Here is an 18630-nt window from a genome sequence, read left to right as displayed (position 1 = left end):
CTTACTGTAATGCCCGCAATGCTAATGCCCGCAATGCCGTGTTTCAGGTGGTTGTGTTAGCATAGCAGGTCCAAAGCGTCAAACCATTATAACGACAAACCCTCCAGCTTTACAGGCTTGATTTTTCTGGTAAATTTGAATGCAGGTGGTCGAGGAAAGATCACAAAAAGGAGATTTGCCCGATGTGCGAACTCCATGAGGCACTGACCCGCTGTGACACCTATCCTGATGCGCCGATGCGCGTCGATTTTATCGAAACCCACATCTCATGTCTTTATCTGACCGATAGCCTGGTCTACAAAATTAAAAAGCCGGTCAATTTCGGGTTCTGTGACTTTACCAGACTTGATCGTCGGCGCTTCTATTGTGAAGAGGAGGTCAGACTCAACCGGCGGCTTACTTCCGATTCATATTTGGGTGTAAGTAAAATTGTGCGTCATGGAGACAAGTTTGCCATCGACCAACCCGGGGAAATCGTGGAGTACGCCGTACGCATGCGACGTCTGCCAGACCAACTCATGTTAGACCGCCTGATTACCAATCCTGAACAAAATAATAATCTGCCTGCCCTGATAAATCGTGTTGGCAACTTGCTTGCCAGCTTTCATCGCCAGGCACCGCGACTCTATAAAGGGACTCACGATGACCTTCGCGTGATGCAAGCCAACTGGCAACAGAACTTCGAGCAGACAGGTGACTGTCCCGCCGCAGTGATCAGCCCCGCAATCCTCAACAATCTCGAACAGTTGATCGAGCGCTATCTGCAGGAAAATGCCGAGCGCTTTGACAGTCGGCAAGAGCTTGGCTATGTGCGTGACGGCCACGGAGACCTGCACAGTGAACACATCTGCATGAGTGAACCGATACAGATCTTCGATTGCATCGAATTTAATCCGGGCCTGCGCACGGCAGATATTTTGAACGATCTGGCTTTTTTATACATGGATCTTGAGTTACATCATCGAACGGACCTGGCAAACCGTCTCTGGCTCAGTTATCAAAGCGGGATCAAAATCGGCCCCCATGCCGAGAGCCTGCTAAATTTCTACTCTCTCTATCGCGCCTGGGTGCGGGGGAAGGTCCACCATTTTCAAGCCAAACTTTCTGGCGGCCAGATAGATCATCAGCGGCAGGCCAGAGATTACTTCCACCTTGCCAGCCGCTACGCTCTGCCTCAGCTACTCCTTTGCTGTTGCGGTCTGATCGGGAGTGGCAAGTCGACCCTGGCGCGAGATCTGGGCACTGCGCTGCAGGCAAAGGTGATCAGCAGTGACCTTGTCAGAGGGATGGGGCATGCCCCCCGGAGGGAAAACCAAGGCTATGATCAAGGTCGTTACCGTCCAGAGAACCGTCTCGCGCTCTATCAAAAAATTGCCGAACAGGTCGAACAAGAAACACAGACCGGACAGACCCTGGTTATCGATGCGACATTTGAAAACCGGCAGATGCGCCTCCCCTTCCAGGAACTGGCCCTTCACGCACAGATACCCTGCTATTTCATTGAAACGACCTGCCCTGAAAACTTAATCCGCATGCGACTGCGGCAGCGTTCAAAAGACCCCGGTTCAAGCTACGGTTCAGAAGCCGGGCTACAGCATTTTGAGCAACAGCGACAACGGTTTGAACCTTTATCCTCTAAACTTTTAACGGTCCGGGTCGATACTGGTCAACCTCGTGAATATAATGTAGACTTCGTCATCGAGAATCTTTTACAGGTTAGCGGGACATTGTCATGAAAGCTCCAAATCCGACATCAACACGTGAGGCTTGGGTCCTGTGCCTGATTCTCGGGATGATTATGCTCAACTTCCCCTTTCTGCAGATATTCAATACCGGCAGTTCCATATTTGGCATCCCCATTCTGATATTTTACTTCTTCATTGGTTGGCCGATCTCCATTTTTGTTATCTTTCTGTTTGTAAATCGCCTGCAGCATGAAGAAGAGGTCGACCATATTCCTGATAATGATGAGGATCAATGATCTCCCCCCTTATCGTGACGCTGATTTCAGTCGGTTACTTCGCACTCCTCTTTGCCGTGGCTTATTATGCCGATGCGAGACGGGAAGCAGGCCGCAGCATCATCAACAATCCCTATATTTACTCCTTGAGCTTGGGAGTTTATTGCACCTCCTGGACCTACTATGGCAGCGTTGGCCGAGCCGCAACCAGTGGTCTGGATTTCCTGCCGATCTACCTCGGACCGACCCTGATCGCCTTCACCTGGTGGTTCCTGCTGCGCAAGATGGTCCGGATCAGTAAAGAGCAGAACATTGTCAGCATCGCCGACTTTATCTCCAGTCGCTACGACAGATCTCCATTGCTGGGGGCGGTCGTGACCTTGATCGCGGTACTGGGAATCATGCCTTATATCGCTCTGCAGCTTAAGGCGGTGGCACGAACCTTTGACCTTCTGGTCAGCCCGACAACAATAACTGAGGGTGGTCTGCACGAGCTCTTCCCGGCACTGCCAAACTATATTGATACCGGGTTTGTCATGGCGTTTATCCTCGGCCTGTTCGGGGTTCTGTTCGGGGCACGTCATCTTGATGCCTCGGAGAGGCACGAAGGGTTGGTTGCTGCGGTCGCTTTTGAGTCAATCGTCAAGTTATTTGCGTTTTGCGCGGTGGGCATCTTTGTGACCTTCGGTATGTTTGATGGTTTTGGTGATATTTTTACCCGTTTTGCCCAGCAATTTCCGGAAAGACTCAGCCTGTTTCGCCTCGACACCGCAGCAATTCCCTATACCAAATGGTTTACCCTCCTCTTCGCTTCGATGATGGCGATCATGTTTCTACCGCGCCAATTTCACATCATGGTCACCGAAAATGCCGATGAGAATCACATCAAGGGCGCGATGTGGCGGTTCCCAGCCTATATCTTTCTTCTCAACCTGTTTGTCATCCCCATCGCTCTGGGCGGGCTGCTGCTCAACGGTGGTGATACTTCGCAGGCCGATTATTTTGTGATCAACCTGCCACTGGCCGCAGGACAACCCTGGTTGGCACTGCTGGTGTTTATCGGCGGGTTTTCAGCCTCTGCCGGGATGGTGATGGTCTCCTCAGTAACCCTCTCGACGATGATTCTCAACCACCTGATCATGCCGATCATTTTACGCCTCAAGGCTAATATTACTGATTATTCCGTGATCCTGATCAACCTCAAACGAATCGGTATTTTCGCCGTCGTTTTTCTCGGCTACCTTTACTACCGGGTCATCGGCGACTCTTACGCCCTGACCAATATGGGGCTCATCTCCTTTATCGCGGCAGCCCAGTTTGCACCGGCGGTTATCGGCGGTTTGTATTGGAGGCGGGCCAACCAGAAAGCCGCACTGACGGGATTAAGTCTCGGGTTTCTCGTCTGGTTTTACACCCTGCTGATCCCCTCGTTTGTCCTGTCCGGGTGGATGAAGAGCAGCATTCTCGACCAGGGGCCATTCGGTATCAGTCTGCTGCGGCCCCTTCATCTCTTCGGCTTGACCGGCTTTGATCTCTGGACCAATGCGCTCTTCTGGACAATGTTTTTCAATCTGGGTGCGTACCTCTGCTTAAGTTTCTTCTGCAAACAGAAGCAGACCGAAGTCGAACAGGCCCAAAACTTCATCGATTTCTATGGAGAGAAACTGGTCCCGGAACAGAGACGTCGCATCAGCAAGGCGCCGACTATCATGGAATTTGTTGAGTTAATGTCCAAGTTTATTGGCGAAAAGCCGGCCAATGCGGCAATTTCATCCTTTTTGAGCGATCATGAAGTCAACAGTCGAGGCAGTTTGTCCGATCATGAGATCCCGGCACTCAAGGCCTTCACAGAAAGGACCCTGGCCGGCTACGTTGGGTCAGCCCCTGCAAAAATAATTCTTGCAAATTACCTCTCGACCCGAGGCAGCGAGATGGAAGATGTGTTTGACATCTTCGGCTCTGTTACCCTCAGCCGTACGGCCAGTCGCGATCAATTAAGTGTTTTGTACGAAGCCGCAAAAATCGTATCGCGCAGCAGTGACCTTGCCAAAACCCTGGATGGTCTGCTGAAATTATTAATGCAACAATTTCGCTTTGACCTCTGCGTGATTCGTTTTCTTGACAAACAAAGCATGACCCTGTCTGTCAAGGCACAAATGGGTATGACCAGTGAGCACTTCGGTCAATCTGAGCGGAATCTCGACATGAAGACCTATATCGGCGCAACCTTCTTGTCGAATACAGCCTCAGTTGTTAATGACACGGAATTTCTCGATAAACATGATTCAGCCGTTATTATTCATCGTGAAAAGATAAAGTCCTTCGCACATGCCCCAATTGTGGTCGAAGGTGAACCGGCCGGCGTTCTTTCTGCCTTTTCACGCACCTCAAAGGGTATCTTTACTGACGAATTCGTTGCCCTTTTCAACAATCTGGCCCGTCAGGTTGGCATCGCCTGGCGCAACCATCAGCAACTGGTTGAATTATTAAGTGCCCGAGAGCAGGAACGTGATCTGCAAATTGCCAAAACCATCCAGATGAGCCTGCTTCCTTTGGGGATGCCTGATCTCAAGAATATCGACCTTGCCGGACTCTGTGTCCCGGCACATGAGGTTGGTGGTGACTATTATGACTTCATTCGTCGGCCCAATGGCACTCTCGATCTCGTTATCGCCGATGTTTCTGGACACAGCATCGGTTCGGCCCTTATTATGGCCGAAACTCGCACATTCATTCAGGCGATGCGGCAGATTGAAGAACCCTACGCAATGCTCGATGAATTAAATCGATTCTTTTGTGAAGATCTATCGCGTGCTGAACTCTTCGTCACCATGTTTTACACGCAATATCACCCAACCACGGGTGAATTGCTCTATGCAAATGCAGGACATAACAACCCGATACTCTGGCGCAGTAATACCCACACCTGCGAGACCCTTGATGGCGATGGTATGATCCTCGGCATTAAGCCAGATATAGACTTTGAACAACGAAAAACACATCTGACAACAGGTGATATTTTGGTTCTTTATACCGATGGAATCACCGAAGCGGAAGACAGCAGTGGTCAGTTCTTCGGCGATATGCGTCTATACGCACTGATTAATGAATATCAGCACCTTCCGGCCGCTGAGCTTATCGACCAGATCCTTGAACAAATTCGTTTATTTACGGGCAACAGACACTTTAACGACGATGTGTCTCTGGTCGTAATGAAAATCATCCAGCAAGATCAAATTAACGAGTAAATCAAAACACATTCTGACTAGTGGATACGGTATACTTGGATACGTATTCTTCATGACGGCTACCAGGAGATAAAGCATGCAACTAAAGACTGTAGAAATAGGCGACATCGTTTTAATTGAAATCGAAGAAGAGCGTATGGACGCCCACAACAGCGGGACCTTCAAGGAACAGATGCTGGCTTTGTTCGCTCAAGGAAAAAACAAACTCATCATCGACCTTTCGGCCGTGCGATTTGTCGATTCTTCCGGTCTGGGCGCTCTGGTTTCAGGATTCAAAAATGCCAGTACTCGTGAGGGGAACCTCAAGCTTTGTGGCTTGCAACCTCAGGTCCGCTCGATGTTTGAACTGACACGTCTGCACCGTGTGTTTGAAATTTTTTCCTCTGTTGAAGAAGCGCAAGAAAGTTTCTAATCCTGGCAGGGTTAACGATGGAAGACAAAGTCGAGGTCGACATCATATTCCCCAATCAGACTCGATATCTGGGTTTAATTGGCCGCATCGGCGAAGATCTGGTTCACTCTCTCGGTCGCTATCCCGGCGACCGGGAGGTGCTGGCTTATGAGCTCAACCTTGTCCTGACCGAAGCGATCAGCAACGTCATCAGCCACGCCAACGAGAATGACCCGAACAAACAAATCCAAATCCAGATTTCTGCAACAAATGATGCGCTGACCATTAAGGTATTTGATGAGGGGGACGGCTTTGATTTTGCCGGGATGGTGACCGATGATATGCGGGAAACAGATGAATGCGGACGCGGCATCCACATTATGCGGTGCTTGATGGATCAGGTCAGCTATCGCAGAACAAAAAAACGCAACGTGCTGGAAATGATCAAAAATCTGCACTAATAACTTAACACCCCAGTTGAATTCAAAAGAATGTCGGCCAGTTCGGTGTGAGTCCCGACTCTGGTTCCGGTCACGAGACGATCTCCATAAGCGATAAAGGGTATATCCCCTGCTGCTGCTGCCTGCTGATCCAGTTCAGAATCCCCGACAAAAAGACAGCTGTGTGGCAACACCCCTAAGTTTCGTGCAGCAAGCAAAAGCATGTCAGGCGCTGGTTTCGGGCTTTTAACGTCACGACTGGTCACAACCCGCTTGAAAAAATGCCCTAGAGCAAAATACTCAAGAATCTCATGCATGCTGTTCCCACGATTGGTCGCAACAGCCAGAGTAAAGTTATCAGCAAGTCTGGTCAGGCTAGCCTTGAGTCCGGCAGATTCACTCATCAGGTGAATAAAATCACGGTAATCTATCCCTTGAGCGAACTGAAGAGCGGGGGCAACGTCCGGAACCGCCATTAATTTTGCCAGCACCACGGGGCTACTGGCGGTATGGCAGATATGTGCTTCAGCGGACAATGGGTCACTGATCTGAGGATAGCCAAACGCTGAAAAAATCCGGTTATAATAGGCCAGATTCGCCTGATGACTCTCGAAGAGGACACCATCACAATCATAAATAATCACTTTTAACGGGTTCATCGATGCTCTCGACGATGGACCCAGAGCAATCCGACCAGTCCAAAGAGGATCATAGGCAACGACAGGATTTGCCCCATCGTAGCGCCTCCCCAAAGGTACCCAAGTTGCACATCAGGTTCGCGGACAAATTCAACGCCAAAGCGAAAAACCCCATACAGAAGAAAAAAACTGAAGAAAGGAACACCTATTGGTGTTTTCAGGCGATGTAGCAGCCAGAGGATGAAAAACAACAGAACCCCTTCGAGCAACATTTCATATAACTGACTGGGGTGACGTGGCAGATCTCCAGCATAGGGAAAGACCATCCCCCAGGGCACATCTGTTGTGCGACCCCAGAGTTCTCCATTAATAAAGTTACCGATTCGGCCCAAGCCAAGACCAATTGGCGCGGCCGCAACCACGACGTCTCCAAGATTCAGCACCGGCAGTTTCTGTTTACGGCAGAAGATCAACATGGCAGTGACAACCCCCAGGAGACCGCCATGAAAACTCATGCCACCTTCCCAAACCGCGAATATTTTTAACGGATGTTCAAGAAAATAAGCACCATTGTAAAAAATGACATATCCCAACCTGCCCCCCAGGATCACCCCAAGAACCGCGTAAAATACGAGATCAGACAGGTTCTCTTTGCTCAGATTTAAGCCACGTCCCTTGGCCAGACGTGATATCCAGAAGGAAGCGAAAAGAAATCCAGCCAAATACATCAAGCCGTACCACCGAATTGCGAGGGGACCAATCTTGAAAATAACCGGATCAAAATGAGGATAAGTCAGCATGCAGAAACATCCAATAACAGAAAAATGTTTTAAGAAATACCTTCGAACAATTCGGAACAGATACGTTGCATATCGGCAGGAACGGGAGGTTCAAAAACCAGTTTTTCACCGCTGATCGGGTGAGTAAAAGCCAGTCGACAAGAATGCAGAAGTGGTCGGCTCAACGGAATTCCAGCGCAGGACATCGCCCCGCCATATAAGCTGTCACCTAAAAGCGCGGAACCAGCTTCGGACATATGGGCGCGAATTTGATGAGAACGCCCAGTCAAAAGCTCTACTTCGAGAAGAGCTCCTTTTTCCGCCGCCTGTCGGGTCTGATAGCGAGTAACTGCGTCTTTTCCCCCATGCTCAACGGACACCGTCCGGTTATATTTGTGGGAACGGGCCAACATCGAACGAATTTCCCCGAATGATGGCTCAGGCGCTTTTTCTACCAGCGCAAGGTACTGTTTATCGACCTTATGCTCCAGAAAAATCTGACTTAAGCCTTTATGTGAATGCTGATGGATTGAAAAAACCATCGCCCCTGAGGTCCCACGGTCTAAACGTTGAACCATGCCGAGTTCGACTTTTTTTTGTCCAGAGGCGGCCCCCAACATCACAAGCAAGGCATCATAAAGGGTCCCCTTATAGCGTGAATGAGTCGGTTGCGTCTCTATGCCGGCAGGTTTATTTATAACAATCAAGAATTTATCACGATAGAGGATATGTTCTTCCCCCAGGCGAAAAATTTCAAGTGGTAACCCATCTGTGTAAATTTCGACCAAACCTCCGGCAGAAATATTGGTCGAGCAAGTGCGCACCCTGCGACCATTAATATGCACACCACCAAGATCAATAATTTTACGCGCTTCAGTCCGGGAAAGCGCATTAATTTCATCACTTAAAAATTGATCGAGACGTGTGCCCGGACGATTTCCGGCGGTTATCCGGAATAACTGTCTGATACCACGCTGATAGGCTACCTGTTCCATTTTTGCCCCATAGTCTGAATACTAACTGAGTTTAGAAATGACAGATATAGCTACTTGACTTTTACTTAGCCAATGATAGCATCGAAGCAAGGTCAAAACAGCTCTTTGATAACTCTGGGATGTTCGTGTGCGACGGCGGTTTTTGACCAACGTTCAAAGAACAAGTCATAGCGTGGAATTCTGGTGAGCAAGCCTGCGTCAACGCAGGAAGCCTAAAGGAGTTCCCGCAGGCAAACCTAGGCGCTCGGTTGACTAGGCGCAGTCCAGCGGCATCCCGGAGATGAGTTGACAATTGGTGCAGACCCGTACAAAGCAATGCCTCGCTACATTGGTGCTTAGTTTAACTGAAAACCAACTACATTGTGGGTTCTGGTTGCTTCCGTTACGGGTGGTCAGCGGGTTGCCGCTTTAAGTTCGGTGCCGGTGTTCTCGCCAATTATCTCCAATAACAAAAGCCCCGGCCATCTCGGTCGGGGCTTTTGTCGTGTTCAACCGAATCCACTAATCAGCGGTCGACCCGCTCCCTCAACTCTTTTCCGGTTTTGAAAAAAGGAGTTTTACGATTCGGGATCTGCACAAGCTCACCACTCTTGGGATTGCGTGCTTCCCGCGCTTCTCGCTCGCGCACAGAAAACGATCCAAACCCACGAATTTCTACGCGATCCCCCTGTGAAAGGGCGTCACCAATTCCATCAAAAATCAGATTAACCACGCTCTCAGCATCCCGCTTATTCAGATATTCGTGCTCAATCGACAGTTTTTCTATTAGTTCGCTTTTAGTCATTGTTCCCTCCGCTTTCAACAAGCGATTTGCCGAATCAATTACATTCCAGTCCAGAGATACTGCGGACCGACCGTCCAATGATGACCTGCCTCAAATCCTATTTCACCTAAAGCGCTCTTAAGGATACGCTCCACCAGACCGGGTTGCTCTACCTCCGGATATATCAGTGTTGGGTCATCTTCGAGGCCAGTCAGCTTCGCCGTATAGGCAAGAGCATCCTGAAAACCACCCAGTTCGTCTATCAGTCCAACAGCGAGGGCCTGGCGCCCGCTGAAGATACGACCATCTGCTATCTCTCGTACCTTATTGGCCGGGATATCACGTCCAAGACTGACGGCTTCCACAAACTGAGAATAGACATCATCGATCAATGCCTGCATCAAAATTCGTTCATCGGGGGTAAAAGGCCGTGAATTTGACCCGATATCCTTAAAACGTCCAGATTTGACTACGGTTGAAGAAACACCAACCTTCTCCATCAGCCCTTCATAATTTGGGAAGGACATGATAACCCCGATACTTCCGGTAATGGTTCCAGGGTTGGCGAACAACCGTTTAGCCGGAGCTGCGATATAGTAACCACCGGAGGCCGCCACCGACCCCATCGAGACGACGACCGGTTTTATCTTCTGCAGTTTTACGACTTCACTATAAATTTCCTGTGAAGGGCCTACAGCCCCTCCTGGAGAATCGATCCGCAAAATCACGGCCTTTATCGATTTATTATCGCGAAAATCGATAAGGTTTTTAATCAAACCATCAGACGCTGTGATTGGGCCATTAACTTCAATAACTCCAATTTTCTCGCCGAGAGATACAATATCCGGCGTGGACCAGTTTTTACCGAGCACGACAGCCAGCAACAGAAACACTAAAAAGATCCCGAAAATTGTCAGGGTTGCCAGCAAAATCGGGCGTTTTTTCATCAGTACCTTCCCCAAAAAAAGGGACCCTGCAAATCATTGCAGGGTCCCGGCACGGCATGTTCAGCTAATTCAGGCGTCTTTACCGTCGTTACGACCCTTGACACCCTGAAGCAGAGCACCAAGGTTCGATGTCGCGGTCTTTTGCGCACCGAGGAAGTTATTCACCTCAGCCTTTTCCTTTTGAACGTCGATGTTTTTAATCGACAGGGCAATCTTGCGATCAACTGAATCAACCTGAAGGACAGCAGCCTCAAGGACATCGCCGACCTTGGCAAAATCCTTGGCTTCTTCGACTTTCTCTTTGCTTAACTCCGAAACGTGGATCAAACCCTCGATCCCCTCTTCAAGCTCAAGAAAAATACCGAAGTCTGTTACCGAGGTCACAGCACCCTTGATAATTGTACCTGGTGCATAACGGGTCGGGACAGATTCCCAAGGATCATTATTAAGCTGCTTCAGCCCTAGAGAGAAGCGCTCATTCTCACGGTCGATGTTCAACACAACGGCCTTGACAACATCACCCTTTTTGAAGGCTTCAGAAGGATGCTTGATGCGCTTGGTCCATGAGAGGTCCGAGATGTGGACCAGACCGTCAATGCCTTCATCAACCCCGACAAAAACGCCAAAGTCAGTGATATTCTTGACTTGTCCCTCAATAATGGTACCAATCGGGAATTTCTCGCCGATGACTTCCCAGGGGTTCGGCTCGATCTGCTTGAGTCCAAGGGAGATACGACGATTTTCAGTATCAAGCGCAAGAACGACCGACTCAACATCGTCACCGATATTCAGAATCTTGTTCGGATGCTTGATCCGCTTGGTCCAGCTCATTTCAGAGACGTGAATCAGACCTTCTACGCCCTCTTCAAGCTCGATAAATGCACCGTAATCTGTGAGGCTGACAACCTTGCCGGTCACCCTGACATCAACCGGGTACTTGGCCTGGACGTCAAGCCATGGATCGGGAGCAATTTGCTTGAGCCCCAAGGAAACCCGTTCTTTATCACGATCAAACTTGAGAACCTTAACTTTGATCCGGTCACCCACCGCGATAATATCCGAAGGATGTTTAACGCGACCCCAAGACATATCGGTGATATGCAACAGTCCATCGATACCACCAAGGTCGATAAATGCCCCGTAATCAGTAAGATTCTTAACAATACCGTCAACAACCTGTTCTTCAACCAGGTTCTCAAGAGTACCGCTGCGCAAGCTCTCGCGCTCTTTTTCAAGCAGCACGCGACGTGAAAGAACGATATTGCCACGACGCTTGTTCAGCTTGATAATCTTAAACTCAAAGGTCTCACCGATAACCTTATCGAGGTTGCGTACGGGACGCAGATCGACTTGGGATCCAGGCAAGAAGGCCATGACACCGATATCGACTGACAAACCACCCTTGATACGGTTGATGATCCGACCTTCGACAACGGCATCTTCTTCGAGGTTGTTCCAGATCTTTTGCCGATCGGCTTTCTCTTTCGACAGATTGATCATACCACTGTCGCTTTCTCCACCACCGAACAGCACGTCGTAGACATCCCCTACATTAACGTTGATTTCGCCTTTTTCATTAGCGAACTCACGCAGCGGGATCACACCCTCCGACTTGTAGCCGACATCGACCACGACCGAATCAGGATTAACCTGAACGACGGTCCCTTGTACGACATCGTTGCGCTTGAGCTCAAGGCCACCTTGCTCATACTCATTGAGCATCGCCTCAAAGCTGTCTTCTCCTGCTTCTACTTCCATGTCATCGTCAAACATTTCTTTTTCTTCAACCATTGGGATAGAACCCCCTTACGTATTTCCCGACGCCTTGCGACGGCGAGCTCTTGCGAGACGCGCACATTATCACAGCCTAAATTAAAAACAAAGTAATATTTTTCAGCAGGTTAGTTACTTGCGAGGCAGGTGCAAACCGAAGCTATTGAGCCCAAACCAGTCAAAAAGTACGAAGAATCTCCATGATTTCATCGATCAGGAACTGAGGAGTTGATGCGCCAGCCGTCAAACCGACCCGCGAAACCCCTTCAAACCAGCGTCGATCAATCTCCCCCGCCGTTTCAACATGATAGGTCGCGGTCCCCTTGTCACGACAAAGGTTGGCCAGTCGCGTTGTGTTGGCGCTGTTATAGCCGCCGACCACCAGCATTAGATCGACTTGACCGGCAATCGATACAGCTTCTTCCTGTCTGACAGACGTTGCGTCGCAGATCGTATTATGAATTTTCAGTTGGCGGGATTTATCAAGGCAGACCCCAACAATTGCACGAAAATTTTCAAACGACTGGGTTGTCTGCGCAATAACCCCAATCTTGCGAGACTTCGGCAATTCGCCGGCCTCTTCAGCACTGGCGATAACGGCAACCTCGCCACTCGCATAGGAAACAATCCCCTGCACTTCGGGATGATGGGCTTCGCCAACAATCACCAGCAGGTAACCATCACGACTCAGTTCTGCTGCATATTTCTGAGCTTTGGTCACAAAAGGACAGGTTGCATCAATAATGGTCTTACCACTGCCTTGAAGTTCAACGAATTCTCCGGCTGTCACTCCATGAGAGCGGACGACGATTGCCTCACCATCAGCATCTTCAACCCGCTGACAGACACGAATCCCGCGATCTTCGAGCTTTTTTACCATTTGCGGCGAATGGATCAGTGGCCCGAGGGACTGCAATGACTTAAAGTTGTCGGAAGCATCAAACGCCATCTGAGTCGCACGCTTTACGCCGAAACAAAATCCGGCACTCTTTGCGAGCAGAATTTCCATCAATGTCAAACTCCCTTACTGGACACTTAATTATGCTTGAGCCATACGGGCCCGGACCGTTTCAAGCATCAGAGCCAGAACCTGTTGAATATCCATAATGGTCGAATCGATATCGATAGCATCAGCAGCCCGGCGCAAGGGAGCATGCTCACGACTACTGTCGGCCGCATCACGAGCCTCAACCTCGGCGATTGTCTGTTGCAAGTCGACGTCAATCCCTTTCGCCCGCAACTCATCAAAACGCCGGCGACCCCGCTCTTCGGCGGATGCTGAAAGAAAAAATTTAATTTCAGCCTGCGGAAACACCACCGTACCGATGTCACGCCCTTCGAGAACGACACCACCCAGGCGCCCCATCTGCTGCTGCACCCGGACCAACTCTTCGCGCACGGCAGGACATGCTGAGACCTTCGACGTCAGCAGACTCACCTCGGGTGTGCGAATGGCGTCCGAGACATCTTCACCATTGATGAAAACATGATCAGAATCAGCGACACGACGGAATTCAAACTGCATCTGACGGCAAAGCTGCTGCAGTGCCACCGAGTCATCTAAAGCAGTATGCTGCCGAGTCGCGAGAAGGGCGACCGCACGGTACATGGCGCCCGTATCAATATTGGTATAACCCAGAGTGGTCGCTAAGGCTTTACTGAGAGTGCTTTTACCCGCACCGGAGGGTCCATCAATAGCGATTATCAATTGTGGCTTGCGCCCTTTATCCCTGCGTTGATTCAATGATTCACCTGCTCAAGAAGATCCCAGAAATTCGGGAATGAGGTCGCGGTACATCCAGTGTCGGCAATTGTTATTGCCCCGGTTGCCGCTTGAGCTGCAACCGCCATACTCATGGCAATCCGGTGATCGCCGAAGGAGTTGACCAGCCCGCCATGTAAAGTTCCCGTGCCCTGAATCCGCATGCCATCTTCAAGGGGTTCAACCAGGCCACCGATTTTCCCCAGCGTATCGCAGACGGCCGCAATACGGTCAGTCTCCTTAACGCGCAACTCCTTTGCCTCCCTGATCAGGGTCTCTCCTTCAGCAAAGACTGCTGCCACACTGACCACCGGGAACTCATCAATTGCTCGTGGAACAAGGTCTCCACCGATTTCAATCCCGCGCAAGGGGCTGTATTTTACTAACAGATCGGCAACCGGCTCCCCTGAAAGCTCGCGCTGATTCAAAAGTGTTATCTGCCCACCCATCTGCTGCAGGATATCAATAATGCCGCTGCGCGTTGGATTGACACCGACATTTTTCAACAGAAGTTCAGAACCTGGAGTGATCAATGCCGCTACCATAAAGAACGCCGCCGAGGAGATATCGCCCGGGACATCGATATCACGCCCCTTCAGGATGACGGGGCCGCAAACAGAGGCGCCACCCTCAAAGGATCTTATATCAACCCCGAAGCAGCGCAACATCCGCTCGCTATGATCTCGCGAAAGATGCGGCTCAAACACCCGCGTTTCTCCTTCGACCTGCATTCCGGCCAACAGAACGGCTGATTTCACTTGTGCACTGGATACCGGCGAATGATACTCTCCGGCTCTTAACATTCCTCCGCGAATTGCCAGCGGTGCCTTAGTCCCATTTTCCCGCCCGCTAATCTCAGCCCCCATGCCAAGCAGGGGGGTAAGAATACGGCCCATCGGGCGCTGTCGAAGATATCTATCTCCGGTCAGAACCGAGAAGAAAGGCTGGGCAGCGAGGATCCCGCTCATCAGACGCATGGTCGTGCCCGAGTTGCCACAGTCAATAACATCTCCGGGCTCTTGCAAACCGCGAATGCCTCGCCCTTCAATTAAGAGACAATCCCCAGCCTCTTTGACCTGCACGCCCATCTGCCTAAATGCCGCCAGGGTCGACATGCAATCCTCGCCACGCAACAGGCCACGAATGCGACTGGTGCCTTCGGCCAAAGACGCGAACATAATGGCCCGATGCGAAATCGACTTATCGCCGGGGACAACAATGTCACCCTTGAGCCCACGGCTCGGAGAGATAACTCTCTGCTCTAACTGAGACATAAAATTAACTTTCTGATACACGGCAAACAAGAACCTTAAAGGATAGCGTCACGTAATTGTTTAGAACGCAGAAAAAATTCGCACAGGCGGTCGATATCCCCCTTGCGAATGTCTTCTTTCAATTCATCAAAGAAAAGTTGAAACTGGTCCATCATCTCGAGCAGGGCCACCTGATTGGTCAGGGCAATGTCCCGCCACATCGTCGGGTCAGACGAAGCAATCCGGGTAAAATCGCGAAACCCGCCGGCTGAATATTCGAGGATATTCTCTTCATAATGGTCATAGGACCCCACGGCATTCACCAGGGAATAAGCGACCATATGTGGAAGATGGCTGATAGCGGCCAGCACTCGGTCATGTTTCTCGGCTGGCATACAGATAACTTCACTCCCGACGGCTCTCCACATCGCCGACACCACCTCAAGCGCACCGGCATCGGTCTGCGTGTTCGGGGTCAGGATGCAGCGTTTCCCTTGGTAGAGGGTTGAAAATGCGGCTTCAGCGCCACTATTCTCTGTCCCGGCAATCGGATGGCCAGCGATAAAATGCACGCCCGCAGGCACTAATGGGCTCACCTCACGCAGAACCGACCCCTTGACGCTCCCCCCATCGGTCAGAATTGCACCGTCCTTGAGCGCCGGCGCAATTTCTCTAACCAAATCAGCCAAAGTTCGTACCGGAGTTGCCAGAAAGACCAGATCGGCCCCAAGGACAGCCTTTTGCGGATCACGTTCATAACGATCAATAATGCCTAATCTGAGCGCCGCTTCAAGGTTCGGCTTGCCTCGACCACAACCGACAACCTCCCCCACAAATCCCGCTTCTTTCAGGGCCAACCCCAGCGACCCCCCGATGAGGCCGACGCCGATGACCGTCAACCGGCCAATACGATGACCTTTCATTCCCTCTCCCCCTGCCCGGCGAACGGATAGGACCCCAGAATTTTCAAAAAATGACAATGACTGCGCAAATCTTCAATCGCCGCGGAGATCTTTTCATCTTCTACATGACCGACCAGATCAAGAAAGAAAATATATTCCCAAGCCTTTTGCTTCATCGGTCGACTTTCAATTTTCACCAGATTGATGTCGCGTTTGCTGAAGGGTTCGAGCATCCGGTAAAGAATGCCGGGTTCATCATGTACGCTGAACATGATCGAGGTCTTGTCCCGGCCGCTAGGGTCAGGTCTCTTGCTGCCAATCACCAGGAACCGGGTAAAGTTGTTCGGGTTGTCCTCAATCTTCCCTTTCGCCACCTGCAGGCCATATTGCCGAGCAGCGGCCTGACTGGCAATCGCCGCCACGGTGTCATCCTCCGCAGCCATCTGGGCCGCAGCTGCGGTGCTGGTCAAATCCATCTGGGGAGTATCGGGGAGATTTTCATCCAACCAGCGCCGGCATTGCGCCAAAGCCTGAGGATGAGAAACCACCTTACAAATCTGTTCGAGTTTACCCGTTTGCGAGAGCAGGTCATGGGAGATTTCGAGCAGGATCTCGGCGATCACTTGCAACTCGGAGCTGATAAACATATCGAGGGTGTGGTTCACGACCCCCTCCGTCGAATTTTCGACCGGAACCACGCCATAATGCGCCCTTCCGCGCTCGACCTCTTCAAAGACCGCCGGGATACTTTTCTGGGGGACGAGCTGAGCCGAGAGCCCGAATTGTTCCATCGCAGCCACATGGGTAAAAGTCGACTGTGGCCCCAGATATGCGACTTTCATCGGCATTTCAAGGGAGAGCGAGGCGCTGATAATCTCGCGAAAGACGCGACAGATTGATTCATTGGGAAAAGGGCCGGGGTTACCACCCTGAAGTCGTTCAAAGATCGCGCGCTCACGACTCGGCACATAAAATTCGCGGCTCTCACCGGCCTTGGCTTTGCCAACTTCCAGCACCACCCGAGCACGATTGTTGAGCAGATCCAGAATTTGATCATCAATCTGATCTATCTTATTCCTGAGTTTTTTTAAATTGGAATTCGACATGGAGTACTCCTGATACGAGCGAAGATCACCTCCCGAGGTTGCTAATCCGAGGCTTCACGGGTCAGGAAATGTAGCCCATTCAGGGGCAAAAAGCAAACCCCGTAACCCACAATACGGAAGGCCAAAACCGATGAATCGAACTCTTGACCAAGCCCTTTCAGGCGGCTAAACTGCGGAACCTTAACTGCTGAAAAGAACCCTTACTTTATAGATAAGAGGTGCCCGATGTCGATCATTGCCACAAAGGTAAAAGACAGTATCGAAAACGCTTCATGGATCCGCCGCATGTTTGAAGAGGGCGCGGCCTTACGCCAACAATACGGAGATGACAAGGTTTTCGATTTTACCCTTGGCAACCCGACTATGGAACCACCAGCAGAACTGAAATTGGAATTAAAACGGCTGGCCGAATCACCTGTCCCCGGCATGCACCGATACATGAACAACGCCGGTTATGACGAAACACGTGCCGCGGTCGCTGAGGTCATTGCCGAAAACTGCAACCAGCCGGTAGCTGCCTCACATATCGTGATGACCTGCGGCGCTGGGGCCGCAATGAATGTCACCCTGAAAGCCATACTGAATGCCGGCGATGAGGTGATCATTCTCGCCCCCTACTTTGTTGAATATAAATTTTACATCGACAATCAGGGCGGGGTTCCAGTTATCGTCCAGACCGATGAAAAATTCCAGCCTGACCTTAACGCAATTGAAAAGGCCATTTCACTCAGAACCCGCGCCATAGTTATCAATTCCCCGAATAATCCAACCGGCGTTATCTATCCCAAAACGGCCCTTATGGCTCTGGGAAAAATGCTGAAACGTAAAGAAGCCGAATTCGGCCGCCCGCTGACGGTCATCTCCGATGAACCTTACGCCCGCATCAGCTTTGAAGAACCGGTTGCCAACATTTTCGATTGTGTCGAAAATTCCATTATTGTCACCTCACACTCTAAAGACCTCGCTCTCCCTGGAGAGAGAATCGGCTACCTGGCCGCCAATCCGGCGATGGGCCAGGTGGAGTTGTTTATCCAGGGTGCGGTCTTCTGCAATCGTGTCCTTGGCTTCGTTAACGCTCCGGCGCTCATGCAACGACTGATCACCAAACTTCAGCACTGTAGCGTTGATGTTGGAGAATATCGGAAAAAACGTGATCGTCTATACACCCATCTGACCGGCTTGGGATTCTCAATGGTGAAACCTGGCGGCGGCTTTTTTCTCTTTCCTAAATCCCCGCTGGCAGACGAGATGGAATTTATCCGCATTGCGCAGAAATACATGATTCTGCTGGTGCCTGGTAGCGGGTTTGGTGCTCCGGGGTTCTTTCGAATCGCCTATTGTGTTAGCGATGACATGATTGAACGCAGTCTTGGGGCCTGGGATAAATTAGCCAATGAGTTAGGTCTTAAATAAGGCAAGGCATATAATTATAAAGCAATAAAGCATAGGTATGGCTAACTATGCTTTATTGCTTGAAACTTGCCCTATTTGAAGTCTGACTCTATATTTACGTGTGCCCACTGACACCGTCAGGGCGACCGTTGCCTTAGTCGTTTTGAAGGTTCTGCTGTGAGGTTCTGTCTCTCCATATCACCTCACCGCTATTCAACCCAAAACACCTGAGCTTCAACGCTCTGGACTCTCAGTAGCCGCTCATCGGCAACCTGATTCAA

General features: G+C 50.5%; 17 protein-coding genes and 1 other RNA gene. 7 read left to right on the top strand and 11 right to left on the bottom strand.

The features are described 5' to 3' along the window. Window positions 1–182 precede the first annotated feature (182 nt). The 5 genes from D888_RS20855 (at window position 183) to D888_RS0106010 (ending at window position 6060) form a co-directional block, all read left to right on the top strand. Entirely contained in the window at window positions 183–1736 is a 1554-nt protein-coding gene (locus D888_RS20855; RefSeq protein ID WP_020675646.1) for a bifunctional aminoglycoside phosphotransferase/ATP-binding protein, read from the top strand. Further along, window positions 1733–1981: a hypothetical protein gene (locus D888_RS0106025; RefSeq protein ID WP_020675645.1), complete on the top strand. Its 249-nt coding sequence runs from the start codon at window positions 1733–1735 to the stop codon at window positions 1979–1981. Before D888_RS20855 ends, D888_RS0106025 begins: the two co-directional genes overlap by 4 nt. Next, on the top strand, window positions 1978–5208 hold the full coding sequence (locus D888_RS0106020) for a sodium:solute symporter family transporter (RefSeq protein ID WP_020675644.1): 3231 nt from the start codon (window positions 1978–1980) through the stop codon (window positions 5206–5208). Before D888_RS0106025 ends, D888_RS0106020 begins: the two co-directional genes overlap by 4 nt. 76 nt (window positions 5209–5284) lie before the next feature. Next, on the top strand, window positions 5285–5620 hold the full coding sequence (locus D888_RS0106015; protein WP_020675643.1) for an STAS domain-containing protein: 336 nt from the start codon (window positions 5285–5287) through the stop codon (window positions 5618–5620). Window positions 5621–5637: 17 nt separating this feature from the next. Continuing rightward, window positions 5638–6060, top strand: coding sequence for an ATP-binding protein (locus tag D888_RS0106010; protein WP_020675642.1), 423 nt, complete (start codon window positions 5638–5640; stop codon window positions 6058–6060). Here D888_RS0106010 and D888_RS20850 read toward each other — a convergent pair. Genes D888_RS20850 through D888_RS0105995 form a run of 3 tightly spaced genes read right to left on the bottom strand, consistent with a single transcriptional unit; the run spans window position 6057 to window position 8451 of the window. Then, the gene (locus tag D888_RS20850; protein WP_020675641.1) at window positions 6057–6698 is read right to left on the bottom strand and encodes an HAD family hydrolase; all 642 of its coding nucleotides are present in this window, start codon (window positions 6696–6698) and stop codon (window positions 6057–6059) included. The two genes, D888_RS0106010 and D888_RS20850, sit on opposite strands and share 4 nt — an antisense overlap. After that, the gene (gene lgt, locus D888_RS0106000) at window positions 6695–7474 is read right to left on the bottom strand and encodes a prolipoprotein diacylglyceryl transferase (RefSeq protein WP_026362241.1); all 780 of its coding nucleotides are present in this window, start codon (window positions 7472–7474) and stop codon (window positions 6695–6697) included. Before lgt ends, D888_RS20850 begins: the two co-directional genes overlap by 4 nt. A gap of 32 nt (window positions 7475–7506) precedes the next feature. Beyond that, on the bottom strand, window positions 7507–8451 hold the full coding sequence (locus D888_RS0105995; RefSeq protein ID WP_020675639.1) for an RluA family pseudouridine synthase: 945 nt from the start codon (window positions 8449–8451) through the stop codon (window positions 7507–7509). Window positions 8452–8559: 108 nt separating this feature from the next. On the opposite strand from D888_RS0105995, the gene ssrS reads away from it, so the two are divergent. Continuing rightward, window positions 8560–8736: non-coding RNA, 6S RNA (gene ssrS / locus D888_RS23565), on the top strand. 220 nt (window positions 8737–8956) lie between these two features. Here the strand turns inward: ssrS and D888_RS0105990 are convergent. From D888_RS0105990 to pheA, 8 genes are all read right to left on the bottom strand, one after another. Then, complete coding sequence (locus D888_RS0105990; RefSeq protein ID WP_020675638.1) at window positions 8957–9235, bottom strand: integration host factor subunit beta; 279 nt, start codon at window positions 9233–9235, stop codon at window positions 8957–8959. 38 nt (window positions 9236–9273) lie between these two features. Next, window positions 9274–10161 carry a signal peptide peptidase SppA gene (sppA, locus tag D888_RS0105985; RefSeq protein ID WP_020675637.1) on the bottom strand — a complete coding sequence of 296 codons (888 nt, stop codon included), beginning with the start codon at window positions 10159–10161 and terminating at the stop codon, window positions 9274–9276. Between the two features lie 69 nt (window positions 10162–10230). Next, complete coding sequence (locus D888_RS0105980; RefSeq protein WP_020675636.1) at window positions 10231–11952, bottom strand: 30S ribosomal protein S1; 1722 nt, start codon at window positions 11950–11952, stop codon at window positions 10231–10233. 160 nt (window positions 11953–12112) lie between these two features. Beyond that, entirely contained in the window at window positions 12113–12943 is an 831-nt protein-coding gene (ispH, locus tag D888_RS0105975; protein WP_020675635.1) for a 4-hydroxy-3-methylbut-2-enyl diphosphate reductase, read from the bottom strand. A gap of 30 nt (window positions 12944–12973) precedes the next feature. Further along, window positions 12974–13678, bottom strand: coding sequence for a (d)CMP kinase (cmk, locus tag D888_RS0105970; RefSeq protein ID WP_020675634.1), 705 nt, complete (start codon window positions 13676–13678; stop codon window positions 12974–12976). Continuing rightward, window positions 13675–14970, bottom strand: a complete 1296-nt coding sequence (gene aroA / locus D888_RS0105965) for a 3-phosphoshikimate 1-carboxyvinyltransferase (RefSeq protein WP_026362239.1) — start codon at window positions 14968–14970, stop codon at window positions 13675–13677. Before aroA ends, cmk begins: the two co-directional genes overlap by 4 nt. Before the next feature lie 35 nt (window positions 14971–15005). After that, entirely contained in the window at window positions 15006–15872 is an 867-nt protein-coding gene (locus D888_RS0105960) for a prephenate dehydrogenase (protein WP_020675632.1), read from the bottom strand. After that, window positions 15869–16957, bottom strand: coding sequence for a prephenate dehydratase (gene pheA / locus D888_RS0105955; protein ID WP_020675631.1), 1089 nt, complete (start codon window positions 16955–16957; stop codon window positions 15869–15871). The genes D888_RS0105960 and pheA overlap by 4 nt, the downstream gene beginning before the upstream one ends. A gap of 225 nt (window positions 16958–17182) precedes the next feature. On the opposite strand from pheA, the gene D888_RS0105950 reads away from it, so the two are divergent. After that, window positions 17183–18370, top strand: a complete 1188-nt coding sequence (locus tag D888_RS0105950; RefSeq protein WP_020675630.1) for a pyridoxal phosphate-dependent aminotransferase — start codon at window positions 17183–17185, stop codon at window positions 18368–18370. Window positions 18371–18630 lie beyond the last annotated feature (260 nt).

The sequence above is a fragment of the Geopsychrobacter electrodiphilus DSM 16401 genome, assembly GCF_000384395.1.
GTDB classification, from domain to species: Bacteria; Desulfobacterota; Desulfuromonadia; order Desulfuromonadales; family Geopsychrobacteraceae; genus Geopsychrobacter; species Geopsychrobacter electrodiphilus.
This window is presented reverse-complemented; position numbering and strand designations above follow the sequence as displayed.